Genomic DNA, 23,410 nt, shown 5'->3' with positions numbered 1-23,410 from the left:
ACAGCCGCCCTGCGGCGGCTGTCCGTCATACATGGCGGTGGGCTCAGGCCTGTTCGGCGCTCGCCGCATCCAGCTGCTGCACATCCTGCGCCGACAGCGCGACCTTCGCGGCGGCCAGCACATCGTGCAACTGCTCGACACTGGTGGCGCTGACGATCGGCGCGGTGATGCCTGGACGGGCGATCAACCACGCGATCGCGATCTGCGACGGGCTCACGCCATGCGTGCTGGCGATGTCGTCCAGTGCGCCCAGGATGCGCAGGCCACGCGGATTGACGTACTTGTCCACCACGCTCTGGCCGCGCGCGCTGCTCTTGCCCGCATCGGCGGCACTGCGGTACTTGCCGCTGAGGAAGCCGCTGGCCAGCGAGTAGTAGCTGATCACGCCGAGCTGCGCTTCGCGCACTACCGCTTCCAGCCCGGCTTCGTAACCGGCGCGGTCGTACAGGTTGTACTCCGGCTGCAGCGTTTCATAGCGCGGCAGTTTGTAGTCGGTCGAGACCCTCAAGGCATCGCGCAGGCGCTCGGCGCTGTAGTTGGAGGCACCGATCGCGCGCACCTTGCCCTGTTCGATCAGGCGACCGAAGGCGGCCAGCGTGGATTCCAGCGGGGTGGATTCATCATCTTCGTGCGCCTGGTACAGATCGATCACGTCGGTCTGCAGGCGGCGCAGCGAATCCTCCACGGCGGCGGTGATGTTGTCGGCCGACAGGCCCGGGTGTTCGGACCACTTGGCCACCTTGGTCGCCAGCACCACCTTGTCACGCTTGCCGCTGTGCTTGAACCAGCGGCCCAGAATGGTTTCCGACTCGCCCCCCTGGTTACCGGGCACCCATGCCGAATAGACATCGGCGGTATCGACCAGGTTGAAGCCGGCCTCGACGAAGGCATCGAGCAGGGCGAAGGAGGTCTTCTCGTCCGCACTCCAGCCGAAGACATTGCCGCCGAAGGCGATGGGGGCGACATGGAGGCCGGAACGACCGAGTTCGCGCGTAGCAGTCATGGGTGATGTTCTCCCTGGGAATCGTTTCCACAGGATACGGCCGGGGGGGTGACAGCGTTGCGGCAGCAGGCACAAAACAGTGTTCTGGATTGCTGCGTCGCACTAACGCTTTGTGAACACCTGTGCACGCTTGGCTGCTAGTCTCGCCGCATCCCGTTACTGGAAGCCCCGCCGATGAAAGCCCGTTCGTTGACCTGTGCCTGCCTGTTCACTGTCTCCACCCTGATGCTTGCCGCGCCCGCGATGGCGATCAAGCCCGCCGGCCCGAACGCGCAGGTCGCGATCACCCCGGCCGTGCAGAAGGCCGTGCAGGACAATCGCCGCGATCCGGCCAACGTCAAACGCGATGCCTACCGCCATCCGGCGCAGACGCTGTCGTTCTTCGGTGTCGCGCCGGGCCAGACCGTCATCGAAGTCACTCCGGGCAGCGGCTGGTATTCGGAAATCCTCGCGCCGCTGCTGCACGACAAGGGCCGGTACGTCGCCGCCGTGGTCGACCCGATGGCCGTGGCGGAGGGACGTGGCCGCGACTACCAGCAGCGCAGCCGAGATGGGCTGGACAAGAAGTTCGCCGGCAACGCTGCTGTGTTCGGCAAGAGCCGCGTGGTCGCCTATGACCCGAAGGCCCCGGTCTTTGGCCCGGCCAACTCGGCAGACGTGGTGCTGACCTTCCGCAACGTGCACAACTGGCGCAGCAGCGGCCAGGCCGAAGGCATGTTCAAGGGCTTCTTCTCGGTGCTCAAGCCGGGTGGCGTGCTCGGCGTGGTGGAACACCGGGCCAAGGCCGATGTACCGGCAGACGACAAGACCGGTTACGTGGGCCAGCAGCAGGTGATCGCGATGGCCAAGGCCGCCGGTTTCGAACTGGCCGGCAGCAGCGAGATCAACACCAATCCGCGCGACACCAAGGATTACCCGAACGGTGTGTGGACGCTGCCGCCGACCAACCAGCATGACGCGGCCGATGAGGCCAAGTACCAGGCGATCGGCGAAAGCGACCGCATGACCCTGCGCTTCGTGAAGCCGGGCAAGTAAGCGACCCGCATAAGACACGGCGCGCGGGCCATGGCCTGCGCGTCCTGGTCGAGATGAAGACCATCGGCTGACGCCGTCTGGATCGCGGCGACGGCATGGGGATGGGACAATGGTCCATCCCACTGCCGCTGTTGCCCCGATGCTGATCGCCTTCAACAAACCGTTCAACGTGCTGTGCCAGTTCACCGACCGCAGCCAGCCGCCGCGCGCGACCCTGGCCGGTTTCGGGCTGCCACCGGCGGTATACGCGGCTGGCCGGCTGGATTACGACAGCGAAGGCCTGCTGTTGCTCACTGATGACGGCGGCCTGGCACACCAGTTGACCGATCCGCGTCACAAGGCGGACAAGACCTATTGGGTGCAGGTGGAAGGCACAGTGACCGATGCTCAGCTCCAGGCGCTGCGCCGTGGCGTGCTGCTCAACGATGGCCCCACATTGCCGGCCGGTGTCGAGCGCCTGGAGCCGCCACCTGAACTGTGGCCGCGCACGCCGCCGGTGCGCTTCCGCAAGACGGTGCCCGATGCGTGGCTGGCGATCACGCTGCGCGAGGGCCGCAACCGGCAGGTGCGACGCATGACCGCGGCGGTCGGCCTGCCCACGTTGCGCCTGGTGCGTATCTCGATGGGCGCGCATGCGATCGGCGATCTGCAACCCGGCCAGTGGCGGCAGATCGGATAATAAAAAACCGCCGGCAGAGACCGGCGGTTTCGATGCACGTGCGGTAACGCGTCAGCGGATCAGGCGTCGCTGCCGATATCGCTGGTTTCGTCCACCACGGTGTCGTTGCGGCGGTTGCGGGCGCTGATGCGCTGCGCCTGGCCGTTCACCACCCCACCGTTGGCGAGCTTCTTCTTCTGCTGCTTGCGGTACAGCGCATAGCCCAGCAGGCCCACGCCGACAGCGGCGGCGGCGATGGTCACGGCCGGATTGCGGCGCACCACCTTGGCGGCGACCTTGCTGCCGGTCTTGACCGCGCCGAGTGCGGCACCGGTCTTGATCCAATCGGTCGCCTGCGGCCCGAAGTGACGCAGGTTGCTGCCGGCATGCTTGAGGCCGTCACCAGCGCTGCTGGCAATGTCCAGGGCACGCTCGAGGGCGCGGTCGGTAATCACAGTCAATCTGCTCATGGGGGGTCCTTGCCTAAAGGTTCTGATCCAGTGTCGCGCGGTGGCCGTGTAGGGCGTGTTATCCATTTGCTACGGCCGGATCACGACTGTAGCCGGTTCCCCGCGCTGCGCGCGCCACGTGCCGGGCGATGGTCAGGTGACAGCCATGAATGCGCGCATCGGGTGAGGAATGGGCGGCCTGCTCACGTGCCGCGCGGCTTGGCGCGGTGTGTTGCGTTCGCCGTCCAAGGATCGTCCGGCCACGGATGCCGGGGATACCGCCCCTTCATTTCCTTCTTCACCTCGGCGTAGGTGTTCGCCCAGAAATTGCGCAGGTCCTGGGTGACCTGCAGCGGGCGGCCGCCCGGGGAGAGCAGATGCAGCGTCAGCGGGATGCGGCCATCGGCGATGCGCGGGGTGTCGCTCAGGCCGAACAGTTCCTGCAGCTTGACCGCCAGCACCGGCGCCTGCGGCGTGACGCCATCGGCATCGAGCGTGTAGTGGATCGGGCGCTCCATCCCCGAAGGCACGGTGATGCGGACCGGGGCATGGCGATCGATCAGCTGGCGTTGCGCCCACGGCAGCGGTGACTTCAGCGCTTCACCCAAGCTGGATTCGTCGAGCGCGTCCAGGCGGGTCCTGCCGTTGAATGCGGGGGTCAGCCAGGTCGGCAGCGTCGCCAACAGCGCTGCGTCGGAGACATCCGGCAGTTCCAGCGCCGGCATCCATGCGCGCACCGCCAGTGCACGGGCCTGCCACTGGCGCAGCCCTTCGGTCCACGGCAATGCGTCCAGCCCCAGTTCGGCAACCGCATCGGTCAGCGCCTGCGCGGCGTGCGCAGGATCCACGCGACCGGCCGAGCGGCTGTCCAGCACGATGCGATCGAATCGAGTCTCGCGTCGCGCGACCAGCGCACGCTTCTCAGCATCCCAGCGAACCACGTCTTCCTGTTTGAAGCGATCGGCGAAATCACGGCGCAGGCGGTTCTCGTCCACCGGCGCGGCGCGCAGCAGCAACGCGTCGCGTGCTTCGTAGCGCAGCTCCACCGCGACCAGCCACGGCTCGCCACGCAGATCGCTGGGATCGAACAGGCGCGCGCTGCGGCCATTGGCCAGCAGATAGCGCAGCGGATCGGTCGGATGGCGGGCAGCAATCCGGTCCGGAAATGCATGGGCGAGCAGGTCACCGAGTTGATGCGCCTCGACCGACGCAGGGGGCGCGGCCTCACAGCTCAGGCGTCGCCGCCATTGCTTGCTGGCCGCATCGATCGCAGCCAGGCCCCCGCGGCTGGCATCGTGCGGCACGCGCCCCTGGCGGAACGCCGCCAGCGCACGCCACCGCGCAGCGAGTGCATCCCCCCCTTGCCGCAGCGGGTCGCGCGCTTCCACCAGCGCGGCCAGATCGCAGGCCAACGCCTGTTCGACACCCCCGGCGGCCGCCATCAGCATCGCGGCCAGCCGCGGGTGCGTACCGAGGGTCAGCATGCGCCGGCCCAGCGGGGTCAGCGTGCCGCTGTCGCTGAGCGCGCCCAGGCGCTGCAGCAGTTCACGGGCGGCGGCCAATGCACCGGCCGGCGGGGTATCGACGAAGCGCAGGTCGTCACTGCCCCAGGCGGCCAGTTCCAATGCCAGCGAAGCCAGTTCCACCTGCGCGATCTCGGGCCGCCGCTGCGCCTCCAGGCGTTGCGACTGTGGCCACAGCCGCCATGCCCAACCCTCCGCAACGCGGCCGGCGCGGCCGGCACGCTGATCGGCCGAGGCCTGCGCGATGTTCACCACATCCAGGCGCGCAAAGCCGCTGTTGGGGTCGTAGCGCGGCTCGCGTGCCAGACCCGCGTCGATCACCACCCGCACGCCGGGCAGGGTCACCGATGACTCGGCCACGTTGGTGGCCAGCACCACGCGGCGGCGACCGCCGGGATCGGGCTGCAGCACCTGCGATTGCTGGTCCACCGGCAGTTCGCCATGCAGCGGCAGTACCTGCACGGCCGAATCCAGCACGGCCTGCAGCGCGGTCTGCACGCGCGCGATCTCGCGCTGCCCGGGCAGGAACACCAGCACGTCGCCAGGATGTTCGGCCAAGGCCTGCTCCACCGCGCGCCGTGCCTGCGGTTCCAGTGCCTCGTCGCGACGGGCGGGGAAATGCGCGATCGTCACCGGGAAGCTGCGGCCTTCGCTGCTCAATCGGGGCGCATCGAGGAACTGCGCCAGCCGCTCGCCATCCAGCGTGGCCGACATCACCACGATGCGCAGGTCCTCGCGCAGCTGCGACTGCACATCCAGCGCCAGGGCAAGGCCGAGATCGGCGGCCAGATGGCGCTCGTGGAATTCATCGAACAGCAGCGCCCCCACGCCTTCCAGCAGCGGGTCGTCCTGCAGCATCCGGGTCAGGATGCCCTCGGTCACCACCTCGATGCGGGTCCGCGCGGAGATCTTGTTCTCGAAGCGGATGCGGTAGCCGACGGTCTCACCGACGTTCTCGCCCAGCTGCCGCGCCATGAACTGCGCGGCGCTGCGGGCGGCCACGCGGCGCGGCTCCAGCATGATGATCTTCCGGCCTTCCAGCCATGGCGCATCCAGCAGGGCCAGCGGCACCTGGGTGGTCTTGCCGGCGCCGGGTGGCGCTTCCAGCACCAGTCGGGTGCCGCGCTCCAGCGTGGTCAGGATCTGCGGCAGCAGCGTGGCGATGGGGAAAATCGGGGGGCTCATTGCACAAGGATACGGCGTCCGCTGCGCAGCGCATTGCCAGCGCGCGGCGGGCGTGTTTCCCTGTGCCGCCCTGACCCCATGGATACCCCGATTGCGCTGCGCTCTACGCGTGCTGTCGTTGTTGATCGCAGGCGCCATGGCGCCGTTCGCTGCCATCGCTGCCGAGCCCGCCACGGCCGAGGCGGACACGTCGCTGCAGGCACCCTACGATGGCAACCACTGGGCCGTGCTCGCGCGGGCGCAGATCCAGGCGCGCTACCTGCCGGCGGGGTTGAGCGATGATGCTGCGATCCAGCGCGCACTGGCCGATGGCACGCTGCGCGAAGCGGTGTATCCGAGCCTGCAGCTGGCCGACGATGTGGCTTACATCACGCTGAGGGCGCTGGCGCGCAGCACGCTGGACCGCCGCAAGGACATTCTCTACCTGTGCCGGCGGACGGATGGCTTCGAGCTTCTGCTCGACGATACCGCTGAGTGTGCTGACGATGCCGCGCGCCGCCTGCGTTTCGACGCTACCGCCGGCGGTGCGCTGACGTGCCGCGACTGCGCAGCGTTCGGCCTGCCCACGCGGTGGGAGCGCCATGATCGCCCCACGCGCGGGGCGTCCGATTGAGCCTGCCGGGGCGCAGGTACAATGGCCGGGTTTCCCGTCCTGCAGCAGCCCCATGCAACTGATCGATATCGGCGCCAACCTCACCCATGATTCCTTCGATCGCGACCGCGACGCCGTGCTGGCGCGTGCGCGCGAGGCCGGGGTGGTGCAGATGGTGATCACCGGCGCCAGCCGCGAGCACTCGCCGATGGCGCTGGATCTGGCCCGCCAGCATCCGGGGTTCCTGTACGCGACCGCGGGCGTGCACCCGCACCATGCGGTGGAATACACCGACGAATGCGACGCAGAAATGCGCGCGCTGCACGCCCATGCCGAGGTGGTGGCGGTAGGTGAGTGCGGGCTGGATTACTTCCGTGATTTCTCCCCGCGCCCGGCGCAGCACCGTGCCTTCGAGCGTCAGCTGCAGCTCGCCGCCGAGAACGGCAAGCCGCTGTTTCTGCACCAGCGCGACGCGCATGCCGATTTCATGGCGCAGATGAAGAATTTCGAGGGCCGGCTTGGCCCGGCGGTGGTGCACTGCTTCACCGGCGAGCGCCAGGAGCTGTTCGACTACCTGGACCAGGACTGGTACATCGGCATCACCGGCTGGTTGTGCGATGAACGCCGTGGCGCGCACCTGCGCGAGCTGGTCAAGCACATCCCGGCCAACCGGCTGATGATCGAGACCGATGCACCGTACCTGCTGCCGCGCACGCTCAAGCCATTGCCGAAGGACCGTCGCAACGAGCCGATGTTCCTGTCGCACATCGTCGAGGAACTGGCACGTGATCGGGGCGAAAACGTAAAGACCACGGCCGCCAACGCGACGGCGGCGACGCGCACCTTCTTCCGGTTGCCTGACGCGGCCTGAGCGGGCAGGTACCGACCGTTGGTCGGTACGCGTGTCGGACCCCGCATTGGTAACCGCACCCACGACCGACCGTCGTGGGCTACCGCAGCGCGGAGCGTCCGTCGCCGTGGGCCCAGGCGTCGTCCAGCCCTTCGCGATAGGTCGTGAAGCGCGGCTGCCACCGCAATGCCGCGCGCGTGGTGCGGCCGTCGATGCGCTTGTGGCTGGTGTAGAAGCGGCGCAGTGAGGCGGCCACCCCCGGTGCGTCCCACGCCTGCGCGGCAGGCAGCGGCAGCCCACTCAGCGTTGCGGCGTAGCCCAGCACGTCCTGTGGCGGCGCCGGCTCGTCATCGCTCAGCAGGTATAGCGCATGGCCTTCGGCCCGCTGCATTGCCGCCAGCACGCCACTGGCCAGATCCTCCACATGCAGCCGGTTGAACACCTGCCCCGGCCGCACCACATGCCTTGCCTTGCCCTGCGCCAGCTGGACCAGCGCATTGCGCCCGCGCCCATACAGGCCAGGCAGCCGGAACACCGCCGAGGCGATGCCGCGGGCCTGCGCGGCGGCCTGCCACTGCTGTTCGGCATGCAGCCGTTTCAGGGCGGTCTCATCAGTCGCATCGGCGATGGACGTCTCAGTGACCCGGCCGCCAGCGCGGTCGGCGTACACCGCCGTCGAGGAGAGATAGCCGACCCAGCGCAGGGCAGGGCTGTCACTCAGCGCCTCGGTGAGCAGGCGCAAGGCCGGGTCGCCCTCGGCATCCGGTGGCACGGTGCAGACAAGGGCCTCGGCCGTGCGGATCGCCTCGCGCAGGTCCGCGCTGATCGGTTCGCCGGCGACGAGGCGGTGGCGGACCCATCCATCGTCCGGCGCATTCGCAGGATCACGCACGGTGCCGCTGCAGGCCACGCCGTGCGCGTGCAGCAGCGCGGCCAGATGCCGGCCGCTGTAGCCCAGGCCCAGCACCAGCACGCGGGCGGGCAGCGTGGCAGGCATGGTGCTCAGGCGCTGCGCAGGCGCTGGTAGGCCTGCAGGTGCGCATAGGCCACCGCCAGCAGCGGCGCCGCCTGTCCGGCTGCGCGTGCACGCACCAGCATGTCGCCGACGATATGCTCGGCCTCCACCTGCTGGCCGGCCTCCAGATCGCGCAGCATCGAGGCCTTCAAGGCCGAGCCGGCCTGGGTGGTCGCCGTCAGCGCGATCTCGCGTGCCTTGGCCGGAATCGGCTCGCCAGCCGCCTCGGCAACGGCCACGCATTCGTCGTACAGGCCGCGCACGATCGCCGCACCGTCATCGGTGGCCACGATCGTGCCGACATCGGCGCGCATCAGGCACGTCGCCGCCGCCAACGTGGTCAGGAAGGTGTACTTGATCCACTGCTCCTGCCCGATGGCATCGGTGGCGACGTGGTCCACCCCGGCCTGCACACAGGCTGCCGCCAACGCCAGCACGCGCGCGCTGCTGCCGGTGCCGTCGCGCTCGCCGAAGGTCAGCTTGGCCGCCGGCGCCAGGTGCAGCACCGCACCATCGGCGGCCTTGGTCGCGCTGATGAAGCACAGCCCGCCCAGCACCGCGTCGCGGCCGAAGCGCGCGTCGAGATCGGCGTAATGGCGCAGCCCGTTGAGGATCGGCAGCACCGTGGTGCGCGGGCCGACCGCCGGGGCGATCGCCTCGATCGAACTGGCCAGGTCGTAAGCCTTGCAGCTCAGGATCACCAGATCGAACGGCTCGGCGCTCGCCAGTGCGGGCAGCGCCTCGGCGGTGACGTGCTTGACCGGGAACGTCGCATCGCCCAGCGGGCTGCGCAGCACCAGGCCCTCGCGCGCCAGCTGCGCCGCACGCGCGGGACGCACAAGAAACGTCACATCCACACCGGCCTGGGCCAGCCGACCACCGAAGTAACCACCGGTTCCGCCGGCGCCGAGGATCAGGAGGCGCATCAGCTGCGCATCCCCACGCCCCGCTTCAACAACCACAGCGCCAGCGCGGTCAATGCGACCACGAAGCCGATCATCAGCGCGTAGGCCACCCACAGCGGCACGTCGCTGGTGCCCAGCAGCCCGTAGCGGAACGCGTTGACCATGTAGAAGATCGGGTTGGCGTGCGTGGCCGCTTCGGCCCAGGTCGGCAGCAGCTTCACCGAATAGAACACGCCGCCCAGGTAGGTCAACGGGGTCAGGATGAAGGTCGGCACGATCGCCACATCGTCGAACTTCTTCGCGTACACCGCATTGATGAAGCCGGCCAGCGAGAAGATCGTCGCGCCCAGCAGCACCGTGGTCAGCGTCACCAGCGGATGCGGGATGCGCACGGGGGTGAAGAACATGGCGATGATCAGCACGATCACGCCGACCATCAGCCCGCGCAGCACCGCACCGGACACATAGCCCCACAGGATCACCCAGTTCGGCATCGGGCTGACCAGCAGCTCTTCCACGTGGCGGCCGAACTTGGCGCCGAAGAACGAGGAGCTGATGTTGCCGTAGCTGTTCTGGATCACGCTCATCATCACCAGGCCCGGCACGATGAACTGCATGTAGCTGTAGCCGCCCATCTCGCCCACGCGCGAGCCGATCAGCCCGCCGAAGATCAGGAAGTACAGCGTCATGGTGATCGCCGGCGGCACCAGGGTCTGGCCCCAGATGCGCAGGATGCGCGCCACTTCGCGGCGCACGATGGTCATCAGGGCGATGCGGTTGCGCTGGCCGTCGGTGATGACCGGGGTCGGGGTGCTGCTCATGCCACGTTCTCCTGGTTGCCGGTGAGGCGCACGAACAGCTCCTCCAGGCGGTTGCTCTTGGTGCGCATCGAACGCACGCGGATGCCAGCGGCGTTCAAGGCGTCGAACACGCGGTTGAGGTCCATCGCACGCGGCATGTCCACATCCAGCGTGTGGCTGTCGGTGGCGATCAGGATCGCGCCGTCGATCTCCGGCAGCTGGGCCGGCAGGCTGCCGTCGATATCGAACAGGAAGCCTTCCACGTCCAGCTTGGCCAGCAGCTCGCGCATCGGGCCCTGGGTGACGATCTGGCCGTGATTGATGATGGCCAGGTTCCGGCACAGGTGCTCGGCTTCTTCCAGGTAATGCGTGGTGAGGATGATCGTGGTGCCGGCGGCATTGATCTCCTTGAGCACCCGCCACATGTCGCGGCGGATCTCGATGTCCACGCCGGCCGTGGGCTCGTCCAGGATCAGCAGGCGCGGGCGGGTCATCATCGCGCGGGCGATCATCAGCCGGCGCTTCATGCCGCCGGACAGGGTGCGGCTCATCACCTGCGCCTTCTCCCACAGGTGGGCGCGCTTGAGCTCCTCCTCGGCCATCTTCTCGGCCTCGGCACGGGCCACGCCATAGAAGCCGGCGTAGTTGACCAGGATGTCGAAGGGCTTTTCGAACAGGTTGAAGTTGATCTCCTGGGGGACCAGGCCGATCAGGCGCATCGTGGCGCTGCGGTGGCGCACCAGGTCGCTGCCGAACACCTCGACCTGGCCCTCGCTGAGGTTCACCAGCGAGCTGATGATGCCGATCAGGGTCGACTTGCCGGCGCCGTTGGGGCCCAGCAGGGCGAAGAAGTCGCCCGGGGCCACGTCCAGCGAGACGCCCTTCAGCGCCTGGGTGCCGTTGTCGTAGGTCTTGCGGAGGTCGCGCACCCGCAGGGCGGGGGCGGCGGTGGACGCGGGAGTGTTCTGGGAAGCCAAGCTCTTGCCTTCGCGCCCATGGGCTGGCGCTGGATAGGGGCGGGGAGGGGCTATTATAGAAGACCCCGAGGGCTTGCCCCGGCTACACACTGTCCCGAAAAGCCGTGCCTGTTCAATTCCCCCTCAAACTGGTCGACCGGCGCATGCTGGCCCCGACCGTCGGCCACTACCAGTTCCTGCGTGATGACGGCCAGCCGCTGGATTTCCAGCCCGGCCAGTTCATCCAGGTCCATTTCGAGTACGCCGACGGCACCGCCACCAAGCGCAGTTACTCGCTGGCCACCATTCACAACCACGCCCTTGGCGCGGGCGAAGCGGTCGATATCGCGGTCAGCTTCGTCCCCGGCGGCGCCGCCACAGCCCTGTTCGAGGGCATGGATATCGGCGGCCACGTCACCGCCAGCGGCCCGTTTGGCCGGTTCTGCCTGCAGCCAGGCGACCACAACGCCCGCTACCTGCTGATCGCCACCGGCACCGGGGTCACCCCGTATCGGTCGATGCTGCCGCTGCTGGCCACCGCCATGGCCGAGCGCGGGGTGGAGGTGGTGCTGCTGCAGGGCGCCCGCACCCCCACCGAGCTGCTCTACAGCGACGACTTCTATGCCTTCGCGGCCGCCCACCCGGGCTTCCGCTACGTGCCGTGCCTGTCGCGCGAGCTGCCGGAGAACCCCCATCCGGACGTGCGCCACGGCTACGTGCAGCAGCATCTGGCCGAGTTCGCCCCGAACCCGGCCACCGACATCGCCTACCTGTGCGGCAACCCGGACATGGTCGATGCGACCTTCGAGGCGCTGAAAGAGGCCGGCCTGCCCACACCGCAGGTGCGGCGCGAGAAGTACGTCAGCAGCAAGTAACCCCGCTTCCCGGCGCGCCGCTGGCCGGTGCGCGGCAGCCAGGTGCCGCTGCCCGGTCCCGGACCGGGCAGCGGAGCGTCGTGGCGAGCGGTAAGATGCGCCGCGCGCCGCTTCCGCCTGGCTGACTCGATGCCCCTGCATTTCCCCACCATTGCCGTGCTCGGCTTCCTGCTGTGCCTGGGCATCGCCATGGGTTTTTCGTTGCTGCTGCTGGTGCTGCGTCGGCAGCCGGCGCTGCGGCTGTGGACGGCCAGCCTGTGGATGCTGTCGGTCAGCCTGACCCTGGTCGCGCTGCGGCCTTACCTGCCGCAGGTTGCCGGAATCCTGTCGGGCAACGTCGCGGTCGCGCTGTCCGGCGTGCTGATGCTGTACGGCGTGGCGCGCCATCTTGGCCGCCGACTGCCGGCGTGGCAGCCGGTGGCATTGACGGCCACCTATCTTGGCGCGATCGCATTCTTCCTGGTGGTCCATCCCAGCCTGGTCATCCGGCTGCACGTGTTCAGCGTGTTCGCGGTACTGCTCAACGGCTGGATGACCTGGCTGCTGCTGCGCCACGCACCGCCGGCGCAGCGCACCAGCTGCCGGCTGGCGGCGGCGGTGTTCGCCGCGCAGACGCTGCTGTACCTGGCCCGCCTGTTCCTGCCGGTGGCCCCGGATGCGGGTGACGACCTCCTGCGCGCGGGTGCGCCGGTCTTTGCCACGTATCTGGTCGGGCTGATCCTGGAGCTGGCGCGGTGCTTCGCGCTGGTGCTGCTGCTGGTGGAACGCATGCTGGTGGACCTGCAGCGACTGGCACGCACCGACGTGCTGACCGGCCTGCTCAACCGCGGGGCGGTGCTGGCCGACGGTGCCAGCCTGCTGGAGCTCAACCGCCGCCCCGGCCGGCCACTGGCGTTGCTGCTGCTGGACGTGGATCACTTCAAGCAGATCAATGACCGCTGGGGACATCCGGCCGGCGATGCGGTACTGCGGCATGTCGCCGACGTGCTGAGCAGCTGCGTCGCCGATCGCGAGCACCTGCTGGGCCGCTATGGCGGGGAGGAGTTCGTCCTGTTGCTGCCGGGGGCCGATCAGGCCCAGGCGCGGCAGTGCGCCGATCGCCTGCGCCAGGCGCTGCGTGAGTCGTCCGCGCGGCTGGACGGCATGCCGGTGCCGGTGACGGCGAGCATCGGCCTGGCGATCGATCAGGGCACAGGCGACATGGCGCGCCTGCTCGGTGCAGCCGATGCCGCGTTGTACCGGGCCAAGGCCGAGGGCCGCGACCGCACCATCAGCGCGGCGGCCTTGACGGTGCAGTGAGGTGCGCGGCGACGCCGCCGCCTTCCCCGGCACGGGGCCAGCCGTGTAAGTTGGGTCACATCGGCCACGCCCGCGCGTCGTGGTGGCATGACCTTCAACAAGGGGAAGTACGGAAGATGTCTACACACCACCTGAGGCTGGCCGGTGCGCTGGTCGCCGCCCTGTGTGCCGGCTGTGCGCCGGTACCGGAAGATGCATCCGGCGCCGCCGCCGCTCAACGCCTTTTCGGCACGCTCGCGTTCCAGCCCTGCACCCTGACCAGCGCGCAGGCCAGCGCGAACGTGGAGGCACAGTGCGCCACGCTGCAGGTGCCGGAGAATCCGGCCGAACCCGACGGCCGCCGGATCGGGTTGAACATCGCCTGGCTGGAGGCCGGCAATGACGGCGCTGGCAAGGCCGACCCGGTCTTCTTCCTCGCCGGTGGCCCCGGCCAGGCCGCGACCGAGGTCGCCGCACCGGTGAACATGGCACTTCGCGATGTGCGCAAGCAGCGCGACATTTTCCTGATCGATCAACGCGGCACCGGCAAATCCAACCCGCTCACCTGCCTGGATGCACAGGGCAAGGAGCTGCCGCTGGATGAGAACGCGGCGCCGAGCGCGCGCCTGATCGAAGACTATGCCCGCCGCTGCGCGCAGTCGCTGACCGGTCGCGCCGATACCCGCTTCTACACCACCACCGAAGCCATCGGCGACCTCGATACGGTGCGTAAGGCACTGGGCGTGGACAAGATCAACGTGATCGGTGGCTCCTACGGCACGCGCGTGGCACAGCAGTACGCCGCGCACTATCCGCAGCACACCCGCACCGTCGTGATCGATGGCGTGGTGCCGAACGACCTGGTGGTCGGTGGCGACTTCGCCAACACCTTCGAAGATGCGATCACCCTGCAGTCGGCGCAGTGCCGCCAGGATCCGATCTGCGCCAAGCGCTTCCCGGTGGACACCCGCACCCAGCTGCGCAACGTCATGGCCACGCTGGCCAGGGCGCCGGTCGAGGTCGAGTACCGCAATCCCGGCACCGGCCAGGCCGAGCGTGATGTGCTGACCGCCGATTCGGTGACCGGACTGGCCTTCATGTTCTCGTACATGCCCGAGCTGTCCTCGCTGCTGCCGGTGATGCTTGATGAGGCCGCGCAGGGTCGCTATGCGCCGCTGATGTCGCTGAGCAAGATGGCCAGCCGCACGCTCGGGGTGCAGATGAACCGTGGCATGCAGTGGTCGGTGCTGTGCGCCGAAGATGCCGATCGCTACCAGGAAGGCGCCCAGGGCGACCGTGTGCTCGGCCCGGAAGTGGCGCGCATGTTCTTCGCCGCCTGCCCGGCCTGGAACGCCGGTTCGCGACCGAAGGATTTCACCGCGCCGTTCGCCTCGACGCTGCCGGTGCTGCTGCTGTCGGGCCAGTTCGATCCGGTCACGCCGCCGCGCTACGCCGAGCAGGTGCTCAAGCAGCTGCCCAACGGGCGTCACCTGCTCGCCAAGGGGCAGGGCCACGGCACGATCAACGCCGGCTGCATGCCGCGCATCCTCGGCCAGTTCATCGACACGGCGGATGCCAAATCCCTCGACGCCACCTGCCTGGATACCCTCAGCCCGGTGCCCGCCTTCACCTCGTTCAACGGATGGGCCCCATGAACCGTTTCTCCCACCGCACCGGGGAGGTGCGCGCATGATCGTCGCCGAGAACCTGCATAAAGCGTTCAAGACCAAGACCGGCCTGATCCAGGCCGTCCAGAACGTCGGCTTCCAGGCCGAAGACGGCCGCATCACCGGCCTGCTCGGGCCGAACGGTGCCGGCAAGACCACCACCATGCGCATGCTGTACACGCTGATGAAGCCCGACCAGGGCCGCGTGCTGGTGGATGGCATCGACGCGGCGGTGGACCCGGTCGCGGTGCGTCGCCAGCTGGCGGTCCTGCCGGACGCGCGCGGGGTGTACAAGCGCCTGACCGCGCGCGAGAACATCGCCTACTTCGGCCAGCTGCACGGCATGAGTGCCGCGCGGATCCGCGAGCGCACCAAGGTGTTGTGCACGGCGCTGGAGATGGAGGACATCCTCGACCGCCAGACCGAAGGCTTCTCGCAAGGCCAGCGCACCAAGACCGCGATCGCCCGCGCCCTGGTGCACGACCCGCGCAACGTGATCCTGGATGAGCCCACCAACGGGCTGGACGTGATGACCACGCGCGCGCTGCGCGGGTTCCTGCGCGGGCTGCGTGACGAAGGTCGCTGCGTGATTTTCTCGAGCCACATCATGCAGGAGGTGGCCGCGCTGTGTGACCACGTGGTGATCATCGCGCAGGGCACGGTGATGGCCGCCGGCAGTGCCGATGAGCTGCGCGCACAGACCGGGGAAAGCAACCTGGAAGATGCCTTCGTCAAGGCAATCGGTACCGAAGAAGGATTGCACGCATGAGTTCGTTCGCCACGCTGTTGACCGTGATGCGCAAGGAACTGCGCGATCTCTCCCGTGACCGCCGCACGCTCGCGCTGACGCTGCTGCTGGGGCCGCTGTTGTACCCGGTACTGATCCTGGGCATGAGCAAACTGGCCGAAAGCCGGGTCAAGACGCAGATCGAGCAGCCGCTGGAAATCCCGATGATCGGCGGCGAGCATGCCCCCAATCTGGTGCGTTTCCTGGCATCGCAGGGTCTGAATGCGACCGAGGCACCGAAAGACCTCACCGAGGCGATCCGCAGCCAGCGCATTGATGTGGCGCTGCGCATCAGCCCGGACTTCGGCAAGGACTGGGCCGACGGCCGCCCGGCGCTGGTCGAGATCATCAAGGACAGCACCCGCCGCGCCGCCGATATTCCCAGCAGTCGCCTGGAGGCGGCACTGGGCGGCTACAGCCAGCAGGTCGGTGCGCTGCGCCTGCTGGCGCGCGGTATCGATGCACAGGTGGCGCGACCGCTGGACGTCGCCGCACAGGATCTGGCCACCGCCGAAGCCAAGCGCGGCATGATGCTGTCAGTGCTGTTGCCGATCCTGCTGACCATCACCTCGTTCCTGGGCGGCGCCTACCTGGTGATGGACACCACGGCCGGCGAGCGTGAGCGGCAATCGCTGGAGCCGCTGCTCGCCACCCCCGCACCGCGCAGTGCGATCGTCAGCGGCAAGATCGCCGCAGCCTGCGCTGTCGGTGTGGCATCGCTGTTGCTGACCCTGGCGGCCTTCAAGATCAGCGCGCAGCTTTCCTCGGGCGGGGTAGGCCGGCAGCTCAACATGGGTTTCCTGCCGATGCTGCAGATGCTGCTGATCATGCTGCCGATGCTGTTCATCGGTACGTCGCTGCTGACCTTCCTCTCGGCCGCCGCCAAAAGCATGAAAGAAGCCCAGAGCCACATGACCTGGCTGATGCTGCTGCCGATGCTGCCGGGGTATGCGCTGATGGTGTACCCGATCAAGAGTGAGCTCTGGCAGTTCGCGGTGCCGTTCCTGGCACAGAACCAGATGCTGCTCAAGATCATCCGCCACGAAGCGATCAGCCCACAGATGTGGGCGGTCTACCTCGGTGCGGGCTTCGGGCTGGCGGCGCTGTTCTGGTATGCCGCGGTGCGTCGTTACCATCAGGAGCGGTTGGCGATTTCGGGTTGATCCACGAAGGGCTCCGAAAGGGGCCCTTCTTCAGGGGTGGATTCGCATGACGACAGCGCGCCTCAGCGCTTGACCGGTGAGGCGCGGTCCGTGTTGGATACGACACATGGGATCACTGGTAGAGGCTGCACTCGCAGGCGATCTGCGCTTACCGCGATGCTGTCCGGCTAGATTGATGGGTGACGAGCTTTCGGAGACGGAGAGCGAGCCCGCCCATGCATATCGATGCCAATCTTGTCGTGTTGTACGTTTTCAGCGTGGTCGTGATGATCGCCATGCCAGGCCCTGTTGCGGTGTTCGTGGCAGGCACCGGCATCGTCGGTGGACCGAAGCTGGCGCTTCGGGCGATTGCCGGCACCAACGCTGGCTCCCTCGTACTGATCGTGCTGTCGATGCTGGTCGTCCAAGGGCTGCTGTCCATCAATGAGACGGTGTTTACCTTGCTCAAAGGCGGCGGCGCCCTCTACATCGGCTATCTCGGCTACCAGATGCTGCACGATGCCGGAAGGGCGGCGGCCACGCCGGTGGCGACGCACGGGAGTTTCACAAAGGGCTTCGTGATGTCGATCTCGAACCCTAAAGACATCATCTTCTTCGCATCGTTCTTTCCGCAGTTCCTCGAGATCACGCCTCAGCCAACGGTGAGCCTGGGGCTGCTGACCGGACTGTGGATCGTGCTGGACTTCGCCACCCTGATGACGGTCTGCCTGTTGGTCCGGCGGTTGGTGAAACCAAACGTGCACCTGGGGATGCTGCGCGTCTCAGGCGTCTTGCTGATGCTGATTGCCCTGCTCGGCGTGGGGATGGCAGGGCGTGATCTCGTCAGCGCTGGGTTGCCCGCCACCATGGCGTTGCAAGAACCTTCGACTGCCCTATAGCGGCAGTGCTGCATGCGCCACTGAAATCAGAAAAAAGGCCCGGATCACTCCGGGCCTTTCGTCATACCAGCTTACGTCGCGATCAGCCGCCTTCCGGCGCGAAGGCAAGCGTGCGGCGCGTGGTGACCGGTGCACCGACCGGTTCGAACTTCCAGCGTTTGACGGCATTGAGTGCTTCGCGGTCGAACACGCGGGCCGGGGTGGCGCGCAGCACGCGGGCGGCGGTCACCGAGCCGTCGGTGCCGACGGTGAGTTCGACCAGGACTTCGCCGGAGGTGCCCGAACGCAGCGCGTCGGCCGGGTAGCGCGGGGCGGGCGTGCTGACCGGGCGCAGGCTTGGTGCGGCGGCGGCCTGGCGGGTCGCCGCAGCCTGCTGGGCGGCCGCCTGCTGCTGGCGCTGTTCGGCCTCGCGACGGGCGTTGGCCTGGCGCTCGGCATCCTGCGTATCACGGCGCGCGGCTTCCTGCTGGGCAGCAATCTGGCGCGCGGCCTCGGCTTCGGTGGTCTGCTGCTGCGCCAGGCGCTGTTGTTCCACCAGCTGCTTGGCGCGGGTCTCGGCGTCCTTCTTGACCTTGTCGGTCTCTTCCTGGGTGCGCTTGAGCGCAGTCTGCATGCTGCCGCTGATGCCCTGCTTCAGGCGGGGCAACGCCGGGGCGGTCGGGTCGACTTTCTCGATCAGCGCGACCAGGCGCTGGGTCTCAGCGAAGTCTTCGCGGCCCAGGTTCTGCTCGGCGGCAATCAGGGTGTACGGCAGCAGATCGGTCAACGCGCTCTTGACCGAGGCATCATCCGGGGTCTTGTCACGCAGCGCCAGGTAATACTCGATGGCGTTGTCGCCGGCCGGGGCGTACATGCGGTTCTCGCGCAGCGCCTTGCCGGCCAGCTCGCGCAGTTCTTCGGTGCCCAACGATTGGACCTTGGCCGACACCGCCGGTGCGGCCGGCGCAGCAGTGGGGGCTGCCGGTGCCGCAGGCGCGGCCGGTACGGTTTCGTCCTTGCCCGAGCAGGCGGACAGGGCCACCAGCAGGATCATCGGCGCGAACAGCCGCGCCGGGCCATGAGTCTTGACGTGCGACATCCAACTCCCCTTTGAAGACGACGATACGTAGGGCCTGATGCGGTCAGGCCGACCGAAGGCCATGGACGTTTCCCGACGTCCACGGCGGACCCGCAGGTGTGCAATCTAGCATCACCCCGCCCGGCCCGGGGGCCGGGCGGCCAGGGCAGGGGGCATCCTCACCGATGCCGCTGCTGCCGGGCAAGCCTCAGTGAGACAACGTCTTGCTCGGCGTCCCGTTCATCAGCTTGTCGGTGTAGGCGATACCGATCGCCGACAGGATGAAGGCGGCATGGATGATGGTCTGCCACATCACGCCGGTGGAGGTCATGGCCGAGCACTTGAAGGCTACGGCGGCCGTGGGCCCGGCGGCTGCGACAGCGGCCGAAACGGCCTGCAGGTACGCGTCGCTGTTGCACGATGGCAGCCCATCCAGATTGCCAGCTGCAATGAAGGTCTTCAGCAGGTGGATCGAGGAGATGCCGATGATCGACAGCGCCAGCTTCACCTTCAACACGCTCGCATTGACGTGGCTCAGCCACTCCGGCTGGTCGGGGTGGTTCTCCAGGCGCAGGCGCGATACGAAGGTCTCGTAGCCGCCCACGATCACCATCACCAGCAGGTTGGAGATCATCACCACGTCGATCAGGCCCAGCACCAGCAGCATGATCTCCTGCTCGCCCATGCTGTTGGCCTTGTGCAGCAGGTGCCAGAGTTCCTTGCCGAACAGGAACACGTAGACGCATTGCGCCAGGATCAGGCCCAGGTACAGCGGCAGCTGCAGCCAGCGCGAGGCGAAGATCAGGGAGGACAGGGGACTGATGGGGGTCTGGGTCGAGCTCATGCTGGAATGCTGCGTTGCGGGGACGGCGCAGCGTAACGGTCCGGCTTGACCCTGCCAAGCCGAATGACGGACTAGACTCGGTATTCCCAATCCGCGAGCCGTCGCCATGATCGACCTGTACTACTGGCCTACCCCGAATGGCCACAAAGTCACGCTGATGCTGGAGGAGACCGGCCTGCCGTACCGGATCCAGCCGGTGAACATCGGCGCCGGGGACCAGTTCACGCCCGACTTCCTGGCGATCTCACCCAACAACAAGATGCCGGCGCTGGTCGACCACCAGCCCACCGACGGCGGCGCGGCGCAGAGCGTGTTCGAGTCCGGCGCCATCCTGCTGTACCTGGCCGAAAAGACCGGCCGCTTCCTGCCGGCCGACAGCCGCGGCCGGGTGGCGGTGCTGGAATGGCTGTTCTGGCAGATGGCCGGCCTTGGCCCGATGAGCGGTCAGATGGGCCATTTCAACGTCTACGCGCCCGAAAAGATTCCCTATGCGATCGAGCGCTACAACAACGAAGTGCGCCGCCTGCACGGGGTGATGGACAAGCGCCTGGCGCAGAGTGCCTACCTCGGCGGCGATGACTACAGCATCGCCGACATGGCCAGCTACCCGTGGATCGGGGCCTACGACACGCTTCCGGTCGATTTCAGCGCCTTCCCGAACCTCAAGCGCTGGCATGACGCGATCGCTGCGCGCCCGGCCACCCAGCGGGCCTACGCCCTGCGCGAGAAGGTGAACCCGCAGGCCGGCAAGCCGCTCAGCGAAGAAGAGCGCAAGCACCTGTTCGGCCAGCGCTGACGCGGTGGTCGCTTGCCCGGTCGTGCCGGCCGCTGGCCGGCTCCCCGCAGCGGTGGGCGCGCCCGGACGCCCGCCATTCCCGGCACGACCGGAACGGTTTTGGTTAGGATGAAGCGTTCCCCGTGCCGTTTTCCTGGCCGGGGACTGCCCAGACGCTGCCGGAACCCTCCATGCGCCACCTGTTTGCTTCGCTCGCCCTGATGCTCGCCTCGACCTCGATCGCCCACGCTGAAAAACTGACCCTGGATGCCATCACCGGCCCGCTGCCGTTGTCCGGCCCGACCCTGATGAAACCCAAGGTGGCCCCGGACGGCTCGCAGGTCAGCTTCCTGCGCGGCAAGGACGTCGACCGCAACCAGCTGGACCTGTGGGCGTACGACATCGCCAGCGGCCAGACCCATCTGCTGGTGGATTCCAAGGTGGTGCTGCCCGGCACGGAAACCCTGAGCGACGCCGAGAAGGCCCGCCGCGAGCGCCAGCGCATCGCCGCGATGACCGGCATCGTTGATTACCAGTGGTCGCCGGATGCACGCACGTTGCTGTTCCCGCTCGGCGGCGAGCTGTACCTGTACGACCTGAGCAAGCAGGGCGAGGCCGCGGTGCGCCAGCTCACCCATGGAGAAGGCTTCGCTACCGATGCCAAGCTGTCGCCGAAGGGCGGCTTCGTCAGCTTCGTGCGTGCCCGCAACCTGTGGGTGATCGATCTGGCCAGTGGCCAGCAGATCCAGCTCACCGACGATGGCAGCGACACCATCGGCAATGGCGTAGCGGAGTTCGTCGCCGATGAGGAAATGGACCGCCACACCGGTTACTGGTGGGCGCCGGATGACTCGGCGATCGCCTTCGCCCGCATCGATGAATCGCCGGTGCCGGTGCAGAAGCGCTACGAGATGTATGCCGACCGCACCGAGATGATCGAGCAGCGCTACCCGGCGGCTGGCGACCACAACGTCACCGTCAAACTGGCGGTGATCGCGCCGCGCCGCAACGCCACGCCGCGCTGGATCGACCTGGGCCGCAACCCCGATATCTACCTGGCCCGCGTCGATTGGCGCGATCCGAAGCACCTGACCTTCCAGCGCCAGTCGCGCGACCAGAAGACGCTCGAACTGATCCAGACCGAACTGGCCAGCGGCCAGCAGCGCACGCTGGTGACCGAAACCTCGCCGACCTGGGTGCCACTGCACAACAGCCTGCGCTTCCTCAAGCAGGGCGGTTTTGTGTGGTCGTCCGAGCGCAGTGGTTTCGAGCACCTGTACCGCATCTCCGATGACGGCAAGACCGTCACCGCGCTGACCGCCGGCCACTGGCCGGTGGACGAACTGCTGGCCGTGGACGAAGATGCTGGCAAGGTCTACTTCCGCGCCGGCATGGACAGCCCGCGCGAAAGCCAGCTGTACGCCGTGTCGCTGCAGGGTGGGGTGCCGAAGCGCCTCTCCCAGGCCCCGGGCATGCACACCGCCAGCTTCGCGCGCAACGCCAGCGTCTATGTGGACAGCTGGTCCAACACCACCACGCCGCCGCAGATCGCGCTGCACCGTGCCAACGGCGAGAAGATCGCCACCCTGGTCGAGAACAATCTTGAAGACCCGGCGCATCCGTACGCACGCTATCTCGATGCGCAGCGCCCGGTCGAGTTCGGCGCCCTGACCGCCGCCGACGGCAAGACAGAACTGAACTACAGCCTGATCAAGCCGACCGGTTTCGATCCGGCCAAGCGCTATCCGGTCGTGGTGTACGTCTATGGCGGCCCGGCCTCGCAGACGGTCACCAACAGCTGGCCCGGCCGTGGCGATCACCTGTTCAACCAGTACCTGGCCCAGCAGGGCTACGTGGTGTTTTCGCTGGACAACCGCGGTACCCCACGCCGTGGCCGTGATTTCGGCGGTGCGCTGTACGGCGTGCAGGGCACGGTGGAAGTGGCTGACCAGCTGCGCGGCGTGGCCTGGCTGAAGCAGCAGGCCTGGGTTGATCCGGCGCGCATCGGTGTGCAGGGCTGGTCCAATGGCGGCTACATGACCCTGATGCTGCTGGCCAAGGCCTCGGACAGCTATGCCTGCGGCGTGGCCGGTGCACCGGTGACCGATTGGGGCCTGTACGACACCCACTACACCGAGCGCTACATGAACCTGCCGGGCAACAACCCGAAGGGCTATGAAGAAGCGCGCGTGCTGGCGCATATCGACGGCCTGCGCTCGCGCTTGCTGCTGATCCACGGCATGGCCGATGACAACGTGCTGTTCACCAACTCCACGGTGCTGATGAGCGCCCTGCAGAAACGCGGCCAGCCGTTCGAACTGATGACCTATCCCGGCGCCAAGCACGGCCTGTCGGGCAGCAACGCGCTGCACCGCTACCGCCTGGCCGAGGACTTCCTGGGGCGCTGCCTGGCGCCCTGATCCGCCGTTGCTGCCACCGGCCTGACAAGGAGTTTGCCGATGACATTGCCGCCCGCACTTCCTGGTACCACCGTGCGCACCGGTTGGTGGCGCCGTCACTGGCGCTGGGCCATGCCAGTGGCGGTGGTGGTCGGCATGGCGGCGGCAGCGGGCGCGGTGTGGTTCGCGCTGTCCCAGTGGGCGTACTGGAGCAAATCCAGCACGCCCTACCAGGAGGCCATGCGCCGCGCGCGCTGCAACGTCGAGCTGGTTGAAGCGCTGGGTGAGCCCCTGCGCGATGGCTACCTGCCGGCCGGCTCGATGCATTCCAATGGCCAGAGCCAGTTCGTGATCGGGGTGAGCGGTCCACAAGGGAAGGGCCGCCTGTTCCTCAATGCCAAGCGCAGTGGCGAGCACTGGGACTACCCGATGCTGTATGTGGTCACCGATGCCAACGACGCCATCGATCTGACCGCGCTGGATGATGCCGAGGCGGCCGAGCGCTGTGCGTTGGCTGAGTGCCGCGCCAAGGGCGAGTGTCCGCCGTCGCTCAGTCTTTGAGAGGCGAAGCTGACGTTGCTGCCTTCTGGATTCGCAATGACTGCTGTTTTCGTTGATACCGTGATGCCACGCTGGGTTCTGCGTACCCGCGGTCTCTAGTCTCGATGCACCTGCCCGTTTGGGCAATGCTGCGGGCGAGGTGGAGCGGTGGAACG

22 protein-coding genes are annotated in these 23,410 nt (G+C 67.7%); 13 read left to right on the top strand and 9 right to left on the bottom strand.

Annotation, left to right across the window (positions count from 1 at the left end):
- Nucleotides 1-43: 43 nt before the first annotated feature.
- Nucleotides 44-1,003 (bottom strand): aldo/keto reductase, encoded by a 960-nt coding sequence (locus ABE546_RS09180; protein ID WP_346463408.1) that lies wholly within the window; start codon nucleotides 1,001-1,003, stop codon nucleotides 44-46.
- Nucleotides 1,004-1,228: 225 nt separating this feature from the next.
- On the opposite strand from ABE546_RS09180, the gene ABE546_RS09175 reads away from it, so the two are divergent.
- On the top strand, nucleotides 1,229-2,038 hold the full coding sequence (locus ABE546_RS09175; RefSeq protein ID WP_346463445.1) for a methyltransferase: 810 nt from the start codon (nucleotides 1,229-1,231) through the stop codon (nucleotides 2,036-2,038).
- A 139-nt stretch (nucleotides 2,039-2,177) separates the two neighbouring features.
- Nucleotides 2,178-2,717 (top strand): pseudouridine synthase, encoded by a 540-nt coding sequence (locus ABE546_RS09170; protein ID WP_102788674.1) that lies wholly within the window; start codon nucleotides 2,178-2,180, stop codon nucleotides 2,715-2,717.
- 59 nt (nucleotides 2,718-2,776) lie between these two features.
- Here the strand turns inward: ABE546_RS09170 and ABE546_RS09165 are convergent, their stop codons facing one another.
- Both ABE546_RS09165 and hrpB read right to left on the bottom strand, forming a co-directional pair.
- Complete coding sequence (locus ABE546_RS09165) at nucleotides 2,777-3,166, bottom strand: hypothetical protein (RefSeq protein ID WP_102788673.1); 390 nt, start codon at nucleotides 3,164-3,166, stop codon at nucleotides 2,777-2,779.
- 182 nt (nucleotides 3,167-3,348) lie between these two features.
- Nucleotides 3,349-5,853: an ATP-dependent helicase HrpB gene (gene hrpB, locus ABE546_RS09160; protein WP_346463406.1), complete on the bottom strand. Its 2,505-nt coding sequence runs from the start codon at nucleotides 5,851-5,853 to the stop codon at nucleotides 3,349-3,351.
- A gap of 136 nt (nucleotides 5,854-5,989) precedes the next feature.
- On the opposite strand from hrpB, the gene ABE546_RS09155 reads away from it, so the two are divergent.
- Complete coding sequence (locus tag ABE546_RS09155) at nucleotides 5,990-6,466, top strand: hypothetical protein (RefSeq protein WP_346463404.1); 477 nt, start codon at nucleotides 5,990-5,992, stop codon at nucleotides 6,464-6,466.
- A gap of 52 nt (nucleotides 6,467-6,518) precedes the next feature.
- Nucleotides 6,519-7,316 carry a TatD family hydrolase gene (locus ABE546_RS09150; RefSeq protein ID WP_346463402.1) on the top strand — a complete coding sequence of 266 codons (798 nt, stop codon included), beginning with the start codon at nucleotides 6,519-6,521 and terminating at the stop codon, nucleotides 7,314-7,316.
- A 79-nt stretch (nucleotides 7,317-7,395) separates the two neighbouring features.
- Here ABE546_RS09150 and ABE546_RS09145 read toward each other — a convergent pair whose 3' ends face one another.
- The 4 genes from ABE546_RS09145 to ABE546_RS09130 are packed head-to-tail and all read right to left on the bottom strand — an operon-like array spanning nucleotide 7,396 to nucleotide 10,992.
- Entirely contained in the window at nucleotides 7,396-8,292 is an 897-nt protein-coding gene (locus ABE546_RS09145) for an NAD-dependent epimerase/dehydratase family protein (RefSeq protein WP_346463400.1), read from the bottom strand.
- A gap of 5 nt (nucleotides 8,293-8,297) precedes the next feature.
- Nucleotides 8,298-9,236: a 2-dehydropantoate 2-reductase gene (gene panE / locus ABE546_RS09140; protein ID WP_313209443.1), complete on the bottom strand. Its 939-nt coding sequence runs from the start codon at nucleotides 9,234-9,236 to the stop codon at nucleotides 8,298-8,300.
- The gene (locus ABE546_RS09135) at nucleotides 9,236-10,036 is read right to left on the bottom strand and encodes an ABC transporter permease (protein WP_259261992.1); all 801 of its coding nucleotides are present in this window, start codon (nucleotides 10,034-10,036) and stop codon (nucleotides 9,236-9,238) included. Before ABE546_RS09135 ends, panE begins: the two co-directional genes overlap by 1 nt.
- Nucleotides 10,033-10,992: an ABC transporter ATP-binding protein gene (locus ABE546_RS09130; protein WP_346463398.1), complete on the bottom strand. Its 960-nt coding sequence runs from the start codon at nucleotides 10,990-10,992 to the stop codon at nucleotides 10,033-10,035. Before ABE546_RS09130 ends, ABE546_RS09135 begins: the two co-directional genes overlap by 4 nt.
- Before the next feature lie 104 nt (nucleotides 10,993-11,096).
- On the opposite strand from ABE546_RS09130, the gene ABE546_RS09125 reads away from it, so the two are divergent.
- The 6 genes from ABE546_RS09125 to ABE546_RS09100 all read left to right on the top strand — a co-directional run bounded on the left by ABE546_RS09125 (nucleotide 11,097) and on the right by ABE546_RS09100 (nucleotide 17,619).
- Entirely contained in the window at nucleotides 11,097-11,846 is a 750-nt protein-coding gene (locus ABE546_RS09125) for a ferredoxin--NADP reductase (RefSeq protein WP_346463396.1), read from the top strand.
- A gap of 129 nt (nucleotides 11,847-11,975) precedes the next feature.
- On the top strand, nucleotides 11,976-13,145 hold the full coding sequence (locus ABE546_RS09120) for a GGDEF domain-containing protein (RefSeq protein ID WP_313219339.1): 1,170 nt from the start codon (nucleotides 11,976-11,978) through the stop codon (nucleotides 13,143-13,145).
- Between the two features lie 116 nt (nucleotides 13,146-13,261).
- A complete protein-coding gene (locus ABE546_RS09115) occupies nucleotides 13,262-14,779 on the top strand; it encodes an alpha/beta hydrolase (protein ID WP_346463394.1) in 1,518 nt (505 codons plus the stop codon).
- Between the two features lie 34 nt (nucleotides 14,780-14,813).
- Nucleotides 14,814-15,560 (top strand): ATP-binding cassette domain-containing protein, encoded by a 747-nt coding sequence (locus tag ABE546_RS09110; RefSeq protein WP_313209434.1) that lies wholly within the window; start codon nucleotides 14,814-14,816, stop codon nucleotides 15,558-15,560.
- Nucleotides 15,557-16,741: an ABC transporter permease gene (locus ABE546_RS09105; RefSeq protein WP_121040808.1), complete on the top strand. Its 1,185-nt coding sequence runs from the start codon at nucleotides 15,557-15,559 to the stop codon at nucleotides 16,739-16,741. Before ABE546_RS09110 ends, ABE546_RS09105 begins: the two co-directional genes overlap by 4 nt.
- A 215-nt stretch (nucleotides 16,742-16,956) precedes the next feature.
- Nucleotides 16,957-17,619, top strand: a complete 663-nt coding sequence (locus ABE546_RS09100; RefSeq protein WP_346463392.1) for a LysE family translocator — start codon at nucleotides 16,957-16,959, stop codon at nucleotides 17,617-17,619.
- An 82-nt stretch (nucleotides 17,620-17,701) separates the two neighbouring features.
- On the opposite strand, the gene ABE546_RS09095 is transcribed toward ABE546_RS09100, so the two are convergent.
- Nucleotides 17,702-18,697 carry an energy transducer TonB gene (locus ABE546_RS09095; RefSeq protein WP_313209428.1) on the bottom strand — a complete coding sequence of 332 codons (996 nt, stop codon included), beginning with the start codon at nucleotides 18,695-18,697 and terminating at the stop codon, nucleotides 17,702-17,704.
- Between the two features lie 187 nt (nucleotides 18,698-18,884).
- Nucleotides 18,885-19,520 (bottom strand): TIGR00645 family protein, encoded by a 636-nt coding sequence (locus tag ABE546_RS09090; RefSeq protein WP_346463390.1) that lies wholly within the window; start codon nucleotides 19,518-19,520, stop codon nucleotides 18,885-18,887.
- 106 nt (nucleotides 19,521-19,626) lie between these two features.
- Between ABE546_RS09090 and ABE546_RS09085 the strand changes: the two genes are divergently transcribed.
- The 3 genes from ABE546_RS09085 (at nucleotide 19,627) to ABE546_RS09075 (ending at nucleotide 23,255) form a co-directional block, all read left to right on the top strand.
- Nucleotides 19,627-20,316, top strand: coding sequence for a glutathione binding-like protein (locus ABE546_RS09085; protein ID WP_313219347.1), 690 nt, complete (start codon nucleotides 19,627-19,629; stop codon nucleotides 20,314-20,316).
- 170 nt (nucleotides 20,317-20,486) lie between these two features.
- Complete coding sequence (locus tag ABE546_RS09080; RefSeq protein WP_346463388.1) at nucleotides 20,487-22,715, top strand: S9 family peptidase; 2,229 nt, start codon at nucleotides 20,487-20,489, stop codon at nucleotides 22,713-22,715.
- A gap of 39 nt (nucleotides 22,716-22,754) precedes the next feature.
- A complete protein-coding gene (locus tag ABE546_RS09075; RefSeq protein WP_346463386.1) occupies nucleotides 22,755-23,255 on the top strand; it encodes a cytochrome c oxidase assembly factor Coa1 family protein in 501 nt (166 codons plus the stop codon).
- Nucleotides 23,256-23,410: the final 155 nt, after the last annotated feature.

This window comes from Stenotrophomonas sp. TWI377 (assembly GCF_039674525.1).
Taxonomy (GTDB): domain Bacteria; phylum Pseudomonadota; class Gammaproteobacteria; order Xanthomonadales; family Xanthomonadaceae; genus Stenotrophomonas.
Note: the sequence above shows the minus strand (reverse complement) of the source record. Positions and strands in the feature narration are given on the sequence as shown.

What these genes read in the sequence shown, in the direction of transcription:
- ABE546_RS09090 (WP_346463390.1), bottom strand. Translation starts at nt 19,520, where the DNA reads ATGAGCTCGACCCAGACCCCCATCAGTCCCCTGTCCTCCCTGATCTTC.
- ABE546_RS09135 (WP_259261992.1), bottom strand. Translation starts at nt 10,036, where the DNA reads ATGAGCAGCACCCCGACCCCGGTCATCACCGACGGCCAGCGCAACCGC.
- hrpB (WP_346463406.1), bottom strand. Translation starts at nt 5,853, where the DNA reads ATGAGCCCCCCGATTTTCCCCATCGCCACGCTGCTGCCGCAGATCCTG.
- ABE546_RS09180 (WP_346463408.1), bottom strand. Translation starts at nt 1,003, where the DNA reads ATGACTGCTACGCGCGAACTCGGTCGTTCCGGCCTCCATGTCGCCCCC.
- ABE546_RS09150 (WP_346463402.1), top strand. Translation starts at nt 6,519, where the DNA reads ATGCAACTGATCGATATCGGCGCCAACCTCACCCATGATTCCTTCGAT.
- ABE546_RS09100 (WP_346463392.1), top strand. Translation starts at nt 16,957, where the DNA reads ATGCATATCGATGCCAATCTTGTCGTGTTGTACGTTTTCAGCGTGGTC.
- ABE546_RS09095 (WP_313209428.1), bottom strand. Translation starts at nt 18,697, where the DNA reads ATGTCGCACGTCAAGACTCATGGCCCGGCGCGGCTGTTCGCGCCGATG.
- ABE546_RS09170 (WP_102788674.1), top strand. Translation starts at nt 2,178, where the DNA reads ATGCTGATCGCCTTCAACAAACCGTTCAACGTGCTGTGCCAGTTCACC.
- ABE546_RS09085 (WP_313219347.1), top strand. Translation starts at nt 19,627, where the DNA reads ATGATCGACCTGTACTACTGGCCTACCCCGAATGGCCACAAAGTCACG.
- ABE546_RS09145 (WP_346463400.1), bottom strand. Translation starts at nt 8,292, where the DNA reads ATGCCTGCCACGCTGCCCGCCCGCGTGCTGGTGCTGGGCCTGGGCTAC.
- ABE546_RS09155 (WP_346463404.1), top strand. Translation starts at nt 5,990, where the DNA reads ATGGCGCCGTTCGCTGCCATCGCTGCCGAGCCCGCCACGGCCGAGGCG.
- ABE546_RS09165 (WP_102788673.1), bottom strand. Translation starts at nt 3,166, where the DNA reads ATGAGCAGATTGACTGTGATTACCGACCGCGCCCTCGAGCGTGCCCTG.
- panE (WP_313209443.1), bottom strand. Translation starts at nt 9,236, where the DNA reads ATGCGCCTCCTGATCCTCGGCGCCGGCGGAACCGGTGGTTACTTCGGT.
- ABE546_RS09120 (WP_313219339.1), top strand. Translation starts at nt 11,976, where the DNA reads ATGCCCCTGCATTTCCCCACCATTGCCGTGCTCGGCTTCCTGCTGTGC.
- ABE546_RS09105 (WP_121040808.1), top strand. Translation starts at nt 15,557, where the DNA reads ATGAGTTCGTTCGCCACGCTGTTGACCGTGATGCGCAAGGAACTGCGC.
- ABE546_RS09080 (WP_346463388.1), top strand. Translation starts at nt 20,487, where the DNA reads ATGCGCCACCTGTTTGCTTCGCTCGCCCTGATGCTCGCCTCGACCTCG.
- ABE546_RS09115 (WP_346463394.1), top strand. Translation starts at nt 13,262, where the DNA reads ATGTCTACACACCACCTGAGGCTGGCCGGTGCGCTGGTCGCCGCCCTG.
- ABE546_RS09110 (WP_313209434.1), top strand. Translation starts at nt 14,814, where the DNA reads ATGATCGTCGCCGAGAACCTGCATAAAGCGTTCAAGACCAAGACCGGC.
- ABE546_RS09175 (WP_346463445.1), top strand. Translation starts at nt 1,229, where the DNA reads ATGCTTGCCGCGCCCGCGATGGCGATCAAGCCCGCCGGCCCGAACGCG.
- ABE546_RS09075 (WP_346463386.1), top strand. Translation starts at nt 22,755, where the DNA reads ATGACATTGCCGCCCGCACTTCCTGGTACCACCGTGCGCACCGGTTGG.